The organism is Candidatus Methanoprimaticola sp. MG2 (genome assembly GCF_047501175.1).
Taxonomy (GTDB): Archaea; Thermoplasmatota; Thermoplasmata; order Methanomassiliicoccales; family Methanomethylophilaceae; genus Methanoprimaticola.
Genome location: NZ_JBEQWH010000010.1, coordinates 1 through 14053, shown reverse-complemented (window position 1 = coordinate 14053; position 14053 = coordinate 1). Strand labels below are relative to the sequence as shown.

14 protein-coding genes and 2 tRNA genes are annotated in these 14053 nt (G+C 58.2%); 5 read left to right on the top strand and 11 right to left on the bottom strand.

All coding sequences use genetic code 11. From position 1 onward, the window contains the following. Nucleotides 1–269 precede the first annotated feature (269 nt). Together panD and V5D86_RS07810 are read left to right on the top strand one after the other, a co-directional pair. Nucleotides 270–617, top strand: coding sequence for an aspartate 1-decarboxylase (panD, locus tag V5D86_RS07815; protein ID WP_414596124.1), 348 nt, complete (start codon nt 270–272; stop codon nt 615–617). Continuing rightward, entirely contained in the window at nt 614–1045 is a 432-nt protein-coding gene (locus V5D86_RS07810; protein ID WP_414596123.1) for a ribonuclease HI family protein, read from the top strand. The genes panD and V5D86_RS07810 overlap by 4 nt, the downstream gene beginning before the upstream one ends. Before the next feature lie 12 nt (nt 1046–1057). Here V5D86_RS07810 and V5D86_RS07805 read toward each other — a convergent pair whose 3' ends face one another. The 5 genes from V5D86_RS07805 to V5D86_RS07785 form a co-directional block, all read right to left on the bottom strand. After that, nucleotides 1058–3145: a leucine-rich repeat protein gene (locus V5D86_RS07805; protein ID WP_414596122.1), complete on the bottom strand. Its 2088-nt coding sequence runs from the start codon at nt 3143–3145 to the stop codon at nt 1058–1060. Next, complete coding sequence (locus V5D86_RS07800) at nt 3145–4212, bottom strand: hypothetical protein (RefSeq protein WP_414596121.1); 1068 nt, start codon at nt 4210–4212, stop codon at nt 3145–3147. Before V5D86_RS07800 ends, V5D86_RS07805 begins: the two co-directional genes overlap by 1 nt. After that, on the bottom strand, nt 4209–4838 hold the full coding sequence (locus tag V5D86_RS07795) for a hypothetical protein (RefSeq protein ID WP_414596120.1): 630 nt from the start codon (nt 4836–4838) through the stop codon (nt 4209–4211). Before V5D86_RS07795 ends, V5D86_RS07800 begins: the two co-directional genes overlap by 4 nt. Nucleotides 4839–4842: 4 nt before the next feature. After that, the gene (gene hisS, locus V5D86_RS07790; RefSeq protein ID WP_414596119.1) at nt 4843–6117 is read right to left on the bottom strand and encodes a histidine--tRNA ligase; all 1275 of its coding nucleotides are present in this window, start codon (nt 6115–6117) and stop codon (nt 4843–4845) included. Between the two features lie 170 nt (nt 6118–6287). Beyond that, nucleotides 6288–6361, bottom strand: a tRNA-His gene (locus tag V5D86_RS07785). Nucleotides 6362–6483: 122 nt separating this feature from the next. On the opposite strand from V5D86_RS07785, the gene V5D86_RS07780 reads away from it, so the two are divergent. Then, complete coding sequence (locus V5D86_RS07780; RefSeq protein ID WP_414596118.1) at nt 6484–7455, top strand: hypothetical protein; 972 nt, start codon at nt 6484–6486, stop codon at nt 7453–7455. A 105-nt stretch (nt 7456–7560) separates the two neighbouring features. Further along, nucleotides 7561–9315: a threonine--tRNA ligase gene (gene thrS / locus V5D86_RS07775; protein ID WP_414596117.1), complete on the top strand. Its 1755-nt coding sequence runs from the start codon at nt 7561–7563 to the stop codon at nt 9313–9315. Between the two features lie 574 nt (nt 9316–9889). Here thrS and V5D86_RS07770 read toward each other — a convergent pair. Next, the gene (locus tag V5D86_RS07770) at nt 9890–10111 is read right to left on the bottom strand and encodes a type II toxin-antitoxin system Phd/YefM family antitoxin (RefSeq protein ID WP_414596116.1); all 222 of its coding nucleotides are present in this window, start codon (nt 10109–10111) and stop codon (nt 9890–9892) included. A 351-nt stretch (nt 10112–10462) separates the two neighbouring features. After that, entirely contained in the window at nt 10463–11875 is a 1413-nt protein-coding gene (locus V5D86_RS07765; RefSeq protein WP_414596115.1) for a DEAD/DEAH box helicase, read from the bottom strand. Between the two features lie 194 nt (nt 11876–12069). Between V5D86_RS07765 and V5D86_RS07760 the strand changes: the two genes are divergently transcribed. Next, nucleotides 12070–12142 (top strand) — tRNA-Gly (locus V5D86_RS07760). On the opposite strand, the gene V5D86_RS07755 is transcribed toward V5D86_RS07760, so the two are convergent. The 4 genes from V5D86_RS07755 to V5D86_RS07740 are packed head-to-tail and all read right to left on the bottom strand — an operon-like array spanning nt 12111 to nt 14006. Continuing rightward, nucleotides 12111–13091, bottom strand: a complete 981-nt coding sequence (locus V5D86_RS07755) for a tyrosine-type recombinase/integrase (protein ID WP_414596114.1) — start codon at nt 13089–13091, stop codon at nt 12111–12113. The two genes, V5D86_RS07760 and V5D86_RS07755, sit on opposite strands and share 32 nt — an antisense overlap. Beyond that, nucleotides 13088–13282, bottom strand: coding sequence for a hypothetical protein (locus V5D86_RS07750; protein ID WP_414596113.1), 195 nt, complete (start codon nt 13280–13282; stop codon nt 13088–13090). The genes V5D86_RS07755 and V5D86_RS07750 overlap by 4 nt, the downstream gene beginning before the upstream one ends. Then, nucleotides 13279–13638, bottom strand: coding sequence for a hypothetical protein (locus V5D86_RS07745; protein ID WP_414596112.1), 360 nt, complete (start codon nt 13636–13638; stop codon nt 13279–13281). Before V5D86_RS07745 ends, V5D86_RS07750 begins: the two co-directional genes overlap by 4 nt. After that, complete coding sequence (locus tag V5D86_RS07740; RefSeq protein ID WP_414596111.1) at nt 13572–14006, bottom strand: hypothetical protein; 435 nt, start codon at nt 14004–14006, stop codon at nt 13572–13574. Before V5D86_RS07740 ends, V5D86_RS07745 begins: the two co-directional genes overlap by 67 nt. Between the last annotated feature and the right edge of the window lie 47 nt (nt 14007–14053).

Here is a 14053-nt window from a genome sequence, read left to right as displayed (position 1 = left end):
TGCGATCGACCCGGGTTTGACAGATTCATGTAACGATCCCATATAGGACACATATGTGATTGTATGGCAGCATCAATGAAAGGACCGACAGGACAGCCTCATGGGAAGAGGTCTGATGATGAGCCTATGCCCGTAGACCGATCCATCCTCGGAACCCTGGTAAAAACGAAGCCATACGTCCCTCGTATATACGATCCTTCTCAGAAACAAGAGGGATCGATATGATCCCGATACAAACATTCATAAGCACCGTACCCTAACCACAGGGCATGCGTTGGGTGTTGCGTTCAAAGATCCACCGTGCAACCGTCACGGAGACCCGTCTCGACTATGAGGGGAGCATCACCATAGACGAGGAACTTCTGGAACGCTCCGGCATCTGGGTCGGGGAGAAGGTCACAGTTGCGGATGTGAACAACGGCAACCGCTTCGAGACATACACGCTCCCTGGGAAGAGAGGGAGCGGGATCATCGCGATCAATGGGGCCGCGGCGCACCTCTGCGACGAAGGGGACAAGGTCATCATCATGGCCTACGAGCTTGTCGACGAGCCCATCCACGCCAAGGTCCTCCTGGTGGACTCCGAGAATGGAGTGGCCAGGGAGCTGGTCTATTGATCTCCGCGTATTCCGACGGGGGATCCCGCGGGAATCCGGGGAAGTCCGCCTTCGCCATAGTCATCGTGAAGGATGGACGCATTGTGCACGAGCACGCGGAGTTCCTGGGAACCCATACCAACAACTATGCAGAGTACCGCGGACTGATCGCCGCCATCTCGAAGGTCATAGAGCTCGGGGAGACGGATGCGGAGTTCGTCATGGACTCCGAACTGGTCATCAAGCAGATGAACGGACTCTACAAGGTCAAGTCCCCGGACATGAAGGCGCTCCATGACGATGCCAAGGCACTCTCGTCCCTCATTCCGAACGTCACATTCCGCAATGTGCGCCGTTCCCAGGAGTTCATCCCCAGGGCGGATGCCCTTCTGAACGAGGAGATGGACAGGCATCGATGGGAAAGGCCCCCCGAGAGGGGGGGGGCATGATGCCAAACTGGATCAGCGTTTCTTCGCCATCGCGATCACGATGAACGTCGCCACGACGGACGCTCCGAAGATCGCCAAGAGGTATATCGGGGTCGAATCGACCTCGTTGTTCTTCGACCATACGGCCGTTAGGACGATGCTGTCCTCCACCGGAGTGGAGAAGTCGAACGGCTTCCCATCGTACGTCCAATAGAGGAACTGGTAGCCCCATTTGCTCGGCTCCGCTGGAGGAGCGGTAAGACCTCCCCAGCTCACGGTCGAGACCACTGGGTCCAGACCGAGTCCCGAATCGAACACTACCATACACTGGGAGATCGATGGCCCGCTCTTCTTCCAGATGTACATCTCGTCATGAATCGGTATGATCGCCGTGTCCTTGTGATAGCACAGGACCTCGGTCCTCTCGCCGTCCTTCTCCAAAGCGTATTCGACCTTGGACGAGAACTCCAGGACGACGATCACCTGACTGCCAACGACCGTGAACGATGCATCGCCGCCATCCGCATCGTAGTGCAGCACGGGTACGCCCGAGGCACCGGACACCACGGTGTCCATTCCAACGACCAGAAGGCCGAGGCTCTTACATCCTCTCAGGGCATCGTCCTCGAACGATACGTCGGACGCCCCGAGGCTCAGGGTCTCCAGGGACCAACAGGATTCGAAGGCATATTTGCCGAACTCTGTGCACGAGGCGAAGCTGACCGTCTGAAGGTTGGTGCAATACCTGAACGCACTGTCCCCGACCTTCGTGACCTTGTCCGCTCTGACGGTCTTCAGGGACGGACAGTTCGCCAGGGCATCCACCCCGAACTCCAGATCCGCCTCTATCGTCAGGTCCGTGAGGTTCGCCATGCCCCCGATGGATGATTTGATCCCTATGAACTCGGAATCTATCCCGTGGTAATGGACGTCGTCCCCGATCAGGCCCTCCCCGTCCCCGGTATATCCGGTCACCACGAACTTCAAAACGTCCACATCCTTCACGAGGCCTTTCTTGGACGGATCCAGCCCGGACACGCTGACCTTCCAGTCCCCGAACGAGTCAATCTCCGCGAGATCCTCGTACTTCAGGACGTTGATCCCCATCGGGTACACCTTCGCGACACTGGATGTGAACTTCACGGTCATGGTCGTCGCGGATGCGTTCGTGACATCGGCACCGGTGCTGAGCATGGAGTCCCCGGCGACCGTCCATCCCTTGTAGAGTGAATAGTCGATCACCAGCGATCCTCCCACGGACCTGTACTCGACACCGTCCTTCATACCGAGGGTCGAGAAGCTCACGGCCTTTGCTATCGGGTCCTTGATCGAGGCATCGAAGGTGATGCCGGACAGACCGTCGACCTCATCCACCACGTAGATCACGTTGGCGTAGTCGAGGTAGACCTTGTTGACACTGCTGGGAAGGTCGTCGATAACACTGTCGGCATATCCCGTCGGACACATGTAGAGCGTCGCCCCGTTGTCCGACATGAGGATGCCGTTGTGTGCCTTGAACACCGTGCTTCCGGTGGCTGAGAAAGTCGTCAGCTTCGTGCAGCCCTTGAAAGCCGTGCGGTCGATGCTCGCGACCTTCTTCACATCGACCGCGGTGAGCGATGTGCACCCCTCGAAGGATCCAGACCCGATGCTCTTGACCCCTTCAAGATCCACCGTGGCGAGACGGGCGCAGTCCTTGAACATACCTGCCGGGATCTCCATGTCCGTTCCGAAACTGACGGAGACCGCGCCCAGCCCCTTCATCGTGCCGGACGATGCGGTCACGCCGGAGGCGACATAGAGGTTTACGGACCCTTGGATTATCTCCGACACGCTGTAGTCGGAGATTTCCGATGACGGAACCTCGCTATTGTTCAGCTTAAGCTCCGTAAGCTTCCATTTGGAGTCGGAGAGCGTGTCGAACGCCCCCGAGAGAAGACGTAGGGAGTTTGTGTCCGCATCCCTGGAGTATGCCCATGTGGCGGTGCCGCATGTTCCTTTCGCCTCGACGGTCATGTCCGTTGTGTCCATTGCCGCGGCATCCGAATCCTCCGATAACATAGGGACGACCGCGATCGCCATCAGGGCGACGGCCATGAGAGCGATGATCCTGCGGTCCATCACTCCTCCCTCCACGGTCCGATGATGCGCGGACCCTCGTCGTCGCAGTCATCATCTATGATCAGCTCGCCGATCGTATCGTCGTCATAGTCCGGGGTCCTCTCCATGAGACTCTCCGGCATCTCCTCCCGGAACCCGGTCTCGATGGCATCCTCCCCGATGACCACGTCGTCATCGAAGAAGCGGAGCCTGCGCTCCTTGTGGTGCCAGATCTCCATGATGGCGGCCCCCAGCTCACGGGTCATGTCCCAGTACTGGTTCTCCGCGGTCAGCGCACGGCTCCCCGTGGCGCTCCATCCGCCGTTGAACGACTTCACACAGATGCCGCGTCCACTGGTTCCGAGGCGGATGCTTATCCAGTCCTTGGTACGGTTGGAGATGAGGTACACGACGGACCCGCTGACGAACACGAACGCCCCGATGACGGCGAGCACGAGACATGTTCCCGTGGGATTGTGATGGGTCTTCAGATCGCTCGGTACGGAGAACACCGCATCCGCGGCTATGTCCGCGACCGCCCTCTCCACGCCCAGGGCATTGCCCTTCTGATAGCCTGAATAGTATTCCTGCGAGACGAACGAGTCCGGAGGATAGAAGAAATAGCCGTCAGGTATGCCGTGCGTGACCTCGCCCGCCTGCACGGCCTCGAGATACGTCTTGAAATAACCGTACTCGACGCCGTCGTTGTATCCGTCCTGGTAGTCCATGTCGGTGTCGAGTGCCCCCGTCTCCGAGAACACCGCGAAGGGGACGAACATCATGAGGAAGCCGATGACTATCAGGAGCATCGGGACCCTCAGGTCCCTCCCGAACTTGGACATCATCGACGATACCGCGGACACCTCCGAGAGGCGGACCTCCTGCCTGTCGTATGCCTTGCCGGACTCCGTGCTGAGATGGAATATCACGCGACGGTTGGTCAGGGTGAGGACCCCTTCGGACTCCGTCCTGCCGGGCAGCGGCATCACGCTGCCGGCGAACATCGCCACACGGTCGACGGCGGTGCACGAGTAGCGCCGGACGATCTCCTCGCCCGCGGCGAGCACCGTCTCCTCGGATGCGGTCATTCACCCTTCCAGTCGGGGATGCAGTCGTCCCCGCGAGACTGGATGTCGAGGATCAGTGCGCCGATCTCCTGGGACATCTTCCCGAAGTCCCTGTCGGGGACCATGTAGAAGGAGAGGGTCTCCTCCTCGCGCCTGCTGAGCCCGGACACGTTGATGCCGGACTCCGAGGACTGCGTGTTGACGCGCATGAGCATGAGGGGACGGACGACCAGGAGCGCCGGGACGAACATCGCGATCCCGAGCGCGAGGACCGCTATCCCGGGTATCATGAACATCATATCGTCCGCGACCGCGGCCATCGCCGCTATCACTGCGCCCAGGACGATCATCGCCAGGGGGAACAGCGACTTGCGCTGGGTCTCCGCCTGGATGAACTCCATGGACGTTATGCGGTCTATGAACGCCTCCTGCGAATGCATGGACGGCATCTCCGTGCGCTTGGAAGGCGTCTTCGACTCGGCGAAATAGATCACGCGACGGTTGGTCACAGTGACGGAACACTCCGTCTCGGGTTTCTTCCTCCCGAGGCCGAACGCCTCGAGCGTGCTGTCCGAGGACATGAAGTCCACCTTCGCACAGTTGTACGTGCGGATGACCTCTTCGCCCTCCGATAGGAATATTGCCATAATCTCACTCCTTGAACCGTGAAACGGCGCATCGGCCGCGGATCCTCTCGACCAGGTCCCCGATCCTCACGTTCGACTGGTCGCCAGTGTTCATGTCACGGACGGTGACCTCTCCATTCTCGAGGTCCCTGGCCCCGACGATGACTGCGTACCTAGCCCTTGCGGAGGATGCGAACTTCATCGCCTTGGCCATCTTCCGGTCCATTATGTCCATGTCCGCCGAGATCCCAGAGCTCCTCAGGGTCGTTGCGATCTCCGCGGCCTTGATGCGGACATCATCCGATGCGCACAGAACGTACGCGTCGATACCGTCGTAATCATAGACGGCACCCTCCTTCTCCAATGCGAGCAGCGCCCTGTCGAACCCCACTGCGAATCCCGTGGAGAAGACCTTCTCCCCTCCGAAGAGCTCTGAGAGGGTGTATGACCCTCCTCCGCAGATCTGCTTCTCGGCCCCGAGTGCGGGAGCCTCCGCCTCGAAGACCATCCCGGTGTAGTAGTCCAGTCCGCGCACCACACCGAGGTCGATCTCCAGGTCGTCGACCCCCATGACCTCCAGATACGACACGACCTGTCTGAGCCAGTCCCCGGCCTCTCCCGGGACCTTGGACAGGACCTCGGTGCCCCCGATGGTCTCGGTGAGGTCGAACAGGTCGTCCATGTCATCGGACGAGACGCCCATGTCCTCCAGCAGCGGCCTCGCCTCGTCGTAGAGCTTCTTGTCCAGCTTCTGGAGGACCTCTGCGGTCCTCTCGGGAGGGACCCCGATGTCCGCGATCTTGGACCTGAGGACCCCTATGTGTCCGATGCGAAGCCTGTAGTCCTTGATCCCGAGAGCCTTGAGCATCGACGATGCCATCGCGATAGCCTCGGCATCCGTCTGAGGCGTGGCCCCGCCGATGATCTCGGCCCCGAACTGGAAGAACTCCCTGTACCTTCCGCTCTGCGGCCTCTCGTACCTGAAGCACTGGCCGAAGTAGAACACCTTGATGGGCTTCGGCTCGTTGCTCATGCCGTTGACGAACATGCGGATCGCGGGAGCGGTCATCTCGGGCCTGAGCGCGATGGCCCTGCCGCCCTTGTCTTCGAACGCGTAGAGCTCCTTGAGCACGTTCGGACCGGACCTGAGGATGAAGAGCTCGGAATCCTCGAATATGGGGGTCTCGACCTCCCTGAACCCGAAGGTCTTCGCGGTCTCCCTCAACTTCCCCTCGTAGAACCTGCGCCTCTCCATCTCGTCGGGGAGGAAGTCCCTCGTTCCGCGCGGACACTGTATCATGTGCCATCCGATGACGGACTCCCATATTAATATGCCCTATTGCACGCGCATCGCACGCGCGCATGCGAACAGGAATCGCATACGACTGCCGTGTCCCGATGACAGGATCGTACGGGTTGAACGCACATCGGGATGCTTCGATGATGGTTCCGCAAAGGTTCAAGAAAAGGGGCCGGGACCGAGATTTGAACCCGAGTCAAGGGATCCACAGTCCCCTAGGATAACCAAGCTACCCTATCCCGGCCATGATGTAAGACCGCCGAACACATTCCCTTACATAAACATTTGGAATGACCACACCTGGGAACAATGCTCATGGTTATAATCGAAGGAGTCGTGTGGCGGCCGTGACGGAGGTGCTTGGGCATGACATTCATTAAAACAACCTGTCAAGACTGCGGCGAGTGCATACTGATGGACGAGCGCAACGGCATCGGATACTGCATGTACTGCGGTGCCGAGGTGGACGCATCCGATTCCAAGAAGCTCCCGTTGGGCCTGAGAAAGATTCTGGAGGACGCCCTGGAGGACGAGTCCGTCACCAACGGGAAGGTCTGGCACAAGAAGTACCAGCAGATAGTCGGGACCCTGGATGCCGATGGCCCGGGTGCCGCCGCTCCCCTGTTCTCGGAGATACTCGGCACGGGTCTGGGCTCGGATGAGCTGGACGAGCTCCGCATGCACCTCAGGGATGCGACGATGAGTTGGTTCATGACACAGATAGACTCCATGGAATCGGGAGGATACGCAGGCGGATGCAAGACGCTGATAGACCTCGTGGACGAGGGCTCCGGAGAGTCCACCTTCGGGACGTTCTACCAGATCGGCGTGATGCAGATGGCGCCTCTCATCGAGATCTGCGAGACGGAGGACGAGGCCCGCTGCTACCTCCGCACGTTATTCAACCTCACCCGCGAGTTCATGTCCTCGGAGACGGACCCGATTGCGGTCCTGGAATCCATCGCCAACGTATTCGACATCGTGGGACGCCTCAACGACGTCCTGGGGATCCGGGCCAACGACAACGGGGCCGACCCCGACGACCCGTACCGTGTCGACCGCTTCATGTCGATGCTGATGGCCAACACGGCCGTCCTGATCATCAGGAAGATCGACGAAGCCGGCGGAAGGAAGGCACTGGTCAAGATAGGCAGGAACCGCGCCGGGGTGGACCTGGCTGCGGCGCACACGTCCATAGATATGGCGTTCGATGCCGCGCTCGCGTGCGACCCGGACGCCATGATGGGACATGTCGCGGACTACACGGACATCATGTTCTCCCAAGGCGAGGTGAAGAAGCCGAGGAAGGCATCCAAGAAGGTCCGTCGTCGATTGTAACGGCGGGAACATTGTGCGTGTGCACGCGCATAGTATAAGAAGGTCGAACAATACCCGGGACTGTTAAGGCCCGGGGTCTTCCTCACGGGGCCGGAGATGAATCACATGAAAGCGCTCTATTCGGACGGATCCGTGAAGGAGGCCGAGGATGTCCTCCCCATAATCAGACACACCGCCTCCCATGTGCTGGCCCAAGCGGTCCAGAGGCTGTATCCAGGGACCAAGCTGGCCATCGGCCCTGCCATCGACGACGGGTTCTACTACGATTTCGACAAGGAGGGCGGATTCTCGCCCGAGGACCTCGAGAAGCTCGAGGCCGAGATGAAGAAGATCGTCAAGGAGAACCTCAAGATCGAGACCTACACCCTGCCGAGGCAGGAGGCCATCGATTTCCTGAAGTCGAAGGGAGAGGACTACAAGGTCATGCTCGTGGAGGACCTTCCGGAGGACGCGCCCATCAGCTTCTACAAACAGGGCGAGTTCGTGGACCTCTGCGCAGGGCCCCATGCCCTCTACACCAAGGCCGTCAAGGCGTTCAAGCTCACCTCCCTCGCCGGAGCGTACTGGCGCGGGGACGAGCACAACAAGATGCTCTCCCGCATCTATGGTACCGCATGGGAGAGCAAGGAGGACCTCGAGAAGTACCTCACCATGCTGGAGGAGGCCAGGAAGAGGGACCACCGCAAGCTGGGCAAGGAGCTCGGCATCTTCTCGATCGTCGAGGAGGGGCCCGGGTTCCCGTTCTTCCTGCCCAACGGGGTCATACTGAAGAACACGCTCATCGACTACTGGAGGGAGCTGCACACCAGGGACGGGTACCAGGAGATCAACACCCCCCTGATCCTCAACCAGGCGCTCTGGCTCCAGTCCGGCCACTGGGACCACTACAAGGACAACATGTACACCACCACGATAGACGATGAGATCTATTGTGTCAAGCCCATGAACTGTCCCGGTTCGACCATAGTCTACAGGACCGAGCCCAGGTCCTACAGGGACCTGCCCATAAGGCTCGGGGAGCTCGGACTCGTCCACAGGCATGAGAAGTCCGGGACCCTCCACGGCCTCTTCCGTGTGAGATGCTTCACCCAGGACGATGCCCACATCTACATGACCCCCGACATGATCGAATCGGAGATCGAGGGTGTCGTGCGTCTGATCGACGAGGTCTACTCCCAGTTCGGGTTCAAGTACCATGTGGAGCTGTCCACCCGTCCCGAGGACTCCATGGGATCCGACGAGGAATGGGAGACCGCGACCAATGCCCTGAGGAACGCGCTCGGTGCGATGAACCTCGAGTACGCGGTCAACGAGGGGGATGGGGCGTTCTACGGCCCCAAGATCGATTTCCACCTGGAGGACTCCCTTGGAAGGACGTGGCAGTGCGGGACCATCCAGCTGGACTTCCAGATGCCCCAGAGGTTCGACCTCGAGTACACCGGGGCGGACGGGGCCAAGCACAGACCCGTCATGGTCCACCGTGTGATCTTCGGATCCATCGAGAGGTTCATGGGGATCCTCATAGAGCACTATGCCGGCAAGTTCCCCACCTGGCTCGCACCGGTCCAGGTGAAGGTCCTCTCCGTCTCGGAGAAATCGTTCGCATACGCCCAGGAGGTCTTCGAGAGGCTGAAGGACTCCGGGATCAGGGCGAAGCTGGACAACAGCGACGAGAAGATCGGATACAAGATCCGTCAGGCCCAGCTCCAGAAGGTCCCGTACATGCTCGTCCTCGGAGAGAAGGAGACCGAGAACGGGAACATCGTCACGGTCAGGACCAGGGACGGGAAGGACCTCGGACAGGTCCCTGTCGAGATCTTCGTGGGTCAGGTCCTCAAGGAGATCGCTCGCAGGGAGTGATCTGAAACCATGCCCCCGGAAGGGGGCATCTTCCAACATAATATACATTAAGGTTTTGCGGAGCCGCCGGACCGGCGGCCCCGAAAGGTTCAGACGGACCCGGATGTGGAGCGCGCCTCGTGCCTCTTCTCACGGGCGTTCTTCCGTTCCTTGCGCTTCTCTTCCCTTTCCCTCTTCGTTTCGACGTGCTTCTCCTTCATTGCCATGTCGCATACCTTCTTTGACCGTGGTCGGAATAGCTCCGGCGGACCGGCATCTTGGAGGCGCTCCGAGATTGACTCCCAGCGTCTTCGACGTGCGGCTTGCACTCTCGGCTATTTGAATGGTGCGACATATCTTTCTAACAGTTTTTTGGGTGGAGAGACAGATATAAATCGACCTTGTGCACCGGGACGGACGTCATTGTCATTCGTATGGCGTCGTGGATCCACATCTCCCATCATTCTCATGGGCATCATATAATGGGAATGACCCATGGAAATGCATGATACAATGGGTTCCTGTGGAGCGTGGGGAGCCCCACAGGGTGTTGAAACAGAAGAAATGGTTTGCCGTCTCGGGGACGGCGTTATTCTCAGACTTCTCCGGTCATACCTGCATAGCGCATCTTCACGCGCTCGACGACCTCGGGAAGCATCATCACGCTGAGGGCGTCGACCAGGCTGTCCCAGTCTTCCTCGCTCACCATGACAACGTTCCCGGTCTTCGAGGAGATGGTAATCTTCTCTCCGGAGAGAGATCTCTCGACCAGCTCGCTCATCCTGCCCTGGGCCCCATCAACGTTGTAGGTTGCCATGATTCGTGTCAGATTTTTCAACTATATAAAACAATGCATAACATACTTCGAGAATGTAGAAGCACAATTTAGGGTTTAGACATTCATCTAAAATCTATGATAAAATTAGATGATTACTATAAATATATATTCTATATATCTTCTAATGTTGGATTAGGTTTCATTAAAATAATTTCCTAAAATGGAAAAATAATCCTATACATGACAAACAATTTCTGATATATTTATCGTTTATCATGAAATTATGATTGCATACGAAGGACCGGCATCCAAGTATGTACAATAATTGGATGATTCATCCAATATTGGTGAAAAAATATGCGGAACCACATGGTTCCGCATGAAGCCGTTTCAGTCCTGAATGACCCTGACGCGGATCTGTTTGCCGTTGTACTTGGTCTTGGTGAGGTCCATGGTCATCCTGTTCCCGAAATCCTTGTGGACCTCGACAATGGATGACTCGGAACCGAGCTCGATCTTCCCGATAGACACGTCCCTTATGCGTGCGTTCTTGATTATGAGGTCCGCGAGTCCGACCTTCTTTAGACCGTCCTTCTTACCGAGGTTAATCTCGAACTTGCACATCCCGAACACATCGGAGATCTGATCGTAGTCTATGACCTTCCTGATGGTGTCCTTGGAGCCGGGCTCCGCATCCGGGACATCCCTCTTCACGATCTCCATACCGGTGCGCATCTCGAACTCCTTCACGAGATGCTCCTCCTCGGAGGTCACGAACGATACCGCGGTACCCTCGCGTCCCGCCCTTCCGGTCCTCCCTATCCTGTGGATGTAGGTGTCGATGTCATCGGGCATGTCGTAGTTCACGACGTATGTGATGTCGTCGATGTCCAGACCCCTTGCCGCCACATCGGTGGCGATGAGTATGTCGGTCTTGTCGTTCTTGAAATCCGACATGACCTTCTCCCTCTTGCTCTGGGGCATGTCGCCGTGGATCGCCTCGACCTTGTACTTGAGGTCTGTCAGCCTCTCGTCCAGGACATCCACCATCTTCTTGGTCTGACAGAATATGATGGCCTTGGGCTTGTCGAGGTCCAGTATCCTGCACAGAGCCCAGGACTTGTTCCTTCTGCCGACCGAGATGTAGTACTGCTTCGTGAGGTCCAGGACGACCTCGTCCTGGGAGACGGAGATCTCCTTGGGGTTGCGCATGTAATCGAACGCCAGCTGCTTCACGTTCTCCTGCATGGTAGCAGAGAACAGCATGGTGTGGCGCTCCGACGGCATCGCCCTCATGATGAACTCGATGTCGTCGACGAACCCCATGTCGAGCATGCGGTCCGCCTCGTCGAGGACGAGGGTGGTGATCTCGCTGAGGTTCAGGACCTTCCTGGTGATCATGTCCCTCACGCGACCTGGCGTGCCTGCGACGATATCGCACCCCTGCTCCAGCTTCTTGATCTGTCCTTCGATGGATGCCCCACCGTATATGGGGATGCTCCTGTGGCCGGAGTATTTGGCGAGCTTCGTGAGTTCGGTCGAGACCTGGTTGGCGAGCTCCCTCGTAGGAACGAGGACGATCGCCGAGGGGACCTTGCGCTTGGAATCTATCGTCCCGAGGATGATGGAGCCGTACGCACCGGTCTTCCCGGTCCCGGTCTGGGCCTGGGCAAACATGTCGATGTTCTGAAGTCCGAGGGGCACCGAGTTGACCTGGATGGGAGTGGGCTCTTCCCAGCCCATGTCGTCCATGGCCTTTGCAACATCCTCGGGGATGCCGATGTCTGTGAATTTGGAAATCATGCGGATCACTGATCCGAAACCTGCCTGAGACTGACTCAGACAACCTTCTTCGGTTGGCCGTACCTGGTTCTCTTTTATAAAGCTTTATAAGCGGTCGTTTCACGTATCCCTCATGACTCTGTCCTAGGCTTTCCACCGGACAGCGGAAAAACCATAACCTTTATATGAAAGGAGAGAATCCCAGTTTTGCCCGTGTGGACGTGGTGTAGCTGGTTATCACTTAACCTTGCCAAGGTTAGAACTCGGGTTCGAATCCCGGCGTCCGCACTTTCTCACAATTTTTTCCATATACTGGCTCGTTCCCCTCCGCATGATCGGTCGAAGACGTGTTCGAGGAATCCTCTTCATCCGCCCATGTCCTGCGAGCGGCCTCGATGGCCTTTTCGTTCCTCCTGCGAGCGTAATAACGCTCGGTGGTCGAAGTGGAGGAATGTCCCATCAGGACAGAGACGGACTCGATGGAATCTATCCCCGAATCGAGATACTGCTGCCCGAACGTCCTGCGAAGAGTGCGGGGATCAGTGTCTATCCCGAGGTCGTCGAGGGCGAATCCGAGGGTCTTCCTGATGGTGTTCGCAGAGAGATGACCCTCAAAGGAATGGTGAACCGACGGGAACAGCGCGATGGATCCTTCGGGACAGTTGTCGGAACGCGCCTTCAGATACGCGGACAGGACCGGACGGAACACAGGCGGAACCGGAACGGACCGGGAGGAACCGTATGATGCCTCCCCCTTCACATGGACGATCTCGAGGACCCACTCGTCCGTATCGAGATCCCTGAGGTCTATGAGGCGGAGCTCCTTAGTCCTGCATCCGCATCCGAGGAACACAGCGAGCATCGCATAGGAGCGAAGTAACCTGTAATCCTCGATCTGCGGAACCGATGACATGCGGTCCAGGATCGTAGAGACATCTTCATCATCCAGTGGCTGATGCCTTACCAGACCCCTTGCCGGACGAAGGCCCGGATACTTACGGAGACACGCGCGAACGGCAGTGTTCTCGCAGAAATCGAAGAAGGACGTCATACATGTCAGCTCATGCGAGTACTCGGACGGTGTCTGACCGAGACTGCGGCGATAGACCAGATGGACACGGACGTCATCAGGTGTCATCGTCCTCGGGGATGTCGTAGAGATCTTCTTCCTCTCGAACTCGGAACGTATGTCCAATCCCATCCTCCGGAGACGGCGGGCGACCCCCTTATGAGTCATATCGGACCAGATCCCGACCATGGAATCGAGATAGCGCTGGGCATACTCATCCCAAGGATAACGGGACATCGGGCATCACCGTCCAGCGGGCAGGTCTGCATCTGGCTGATGTACTCGTCGAAGAGGCAGCATATCCCGTCGAAGGAATCGAACTCCAGGAACAGGCATTCGCCGCAGGATTCGCAGTTCATCGCCTGCGCCTCCTGAGTCTGCCGAAGATCCTGACGCCGCCGGATGCAGTACCGATATCCTTGCCGTTCTTCTTGACGGATTTCTTATCCACACGACGACCGGTGACGATGACCTCGGTATCCTCCCCTTCGAGGACGGTCCCCGTCTCGGGACGGACATCCTTGTCCTTCCCGGGGAGGGACCTATTGACCTCGATCACCACATCGCCCTTTGCGCGGAACCAGTTGCCGCCGTGAACTCCGGAGCGAGGGAAATAATCGGGTTTGTCTATGATGTCCGCCCTGACCTCTACGCTCTCAGCCTCATGGTCCGGCTTCCTGCCGGACTCGGACCTCTTGGCACGCGGCCTGGACATCGGTACTCCTCCGGATCGTAGAACTTCACTCCGGGCGGAAGCACGAGCCGTCCCTCGGCACGGAGCCTGTCGACGACATCGTATCCCTGGCCGTCGGTCAGACCGTAATCCACCAAGTCGCATCCGTAGAAGTCCTCGATCGCACGTGTTGCGGCATAGATCGCAATCCTCTCAGCCCAGGCATCCGTCGTCAATTGACCCGGTTCCCAATGCACATCATCCTCAACGGCCTTGACTTCCATCTCGGGCCACCTACAGTCATCGCCCTGCTCGCTGCGAAGCATCGAGTAGAGCGTGCGCATGTGCATGAGCTCGATGATGAGGTCCTCCTTGGACCAGGACTCGAGCTCCTCCCAATCGCTTGCCATTCCTTTCTCACCTCCCTTTCCGTTTTCGGAGGAAATCGGAAAGGTCC

What these genes read in the sequence shown, in the direction of transcription:
- V5D86_RS07780 (WP_414596118.1), top strand. Translation starts at nt 6,484, where the DNA reads ATGACATTCATTAAAACAACCTGTCAAGACTGCGGCGAGTGCATACTG.
- V5D86_RS07765 (WP_414596115.1), bottom strand. Translation starts at nt 11,875, where the DNA reads ATGATTTCCAAATTCACAGACATCGGCATCCCCGAGGATGTTGCAAAG.
- V5D86_RS07755 (WP_414596114.1), bottom strand. Translation starts at nt 13,091, where the DNA reads ATGACTCATAAGGGGGTCGCCCGCCGTCTCCGGAGGATGGGATTGGAC.
- V5D86_RS07800 (WP_414596121.1), bottom strand. Translation starts at nt 4,212, where the DNA reads ATGACCGCATCCGAGGAGACGGTGCTCGCCGCGGGCGAGGAGATCGTC.
- V5D86_RS07745 (WP_414596112.1), bottom strand. Translation starts at nt 13,638, where the DNA reads ATGTCCAGGCCGCGTGCCAAGAGGTCCGAGTCCGGCAGGAAGCCGGAC.
- V5D86_RS07750 (WP_414596113.1), bottom strand. Translation starts at nt 13,282, where the DNA reads ATGAACTGCGAATCCTGCGGCGAATGCCTGTTCCTGGAGTTCGATTCC.
- hisS (WP_414596119.1), bottom strand. Translation starts at nt 6,117, where the DNA reads ATGATACAGTGTCCGCGCGGAACGAGGGACTTCCTCCCCGACGAGATG.
- V5D86_RS07805 (WP_414596122.1), bottom strand. Translation starts at nt 3,145, where the DNA reads ATGGACCGCAGGATCATCGCTCTCATGGCCGTCGCCCTGATGGCGATC.
- panD (WP_414596124.1), top strand. Translation starts at nt 270, where the DNA reads ATGCGTTGGGTGTTGCGTTCAAAGATCCACCGTGCAACCGTCACGGAG.
- V5D86_RS07795 (WP_414596120.1), bottom strand. Translation starts at nt 4,838, where the DNA reads ATGGCAATATTCCTATCGGAGGGCGAAGAGGTCATCCGCACGTACAAC.
- V5D86_RS07770 (WP_414596116.1), bottom strand. Translation starts at nt 10,111, where the DNA reads ATGGCAACCTACAACGTTGATGGGGCCCAGGGCAGGATGAGCGAGCTG.
- thrS (WP_414596117.1), top strand. Translation starts at nt 7,561, where the DNA reads ATGAAAGCGCTCTATTCGGACGGATCCGTGAAGGAGGCCGAGGATGTC.
- V5D86_RS07740 (WP_414596111.1), bottom strand. Translation starts at nt 14,006, where the DNA reads ATGGCAAGCGATTGGGAGGAGCTCGAGTCCTGGTCCAAGGAGGACCTC.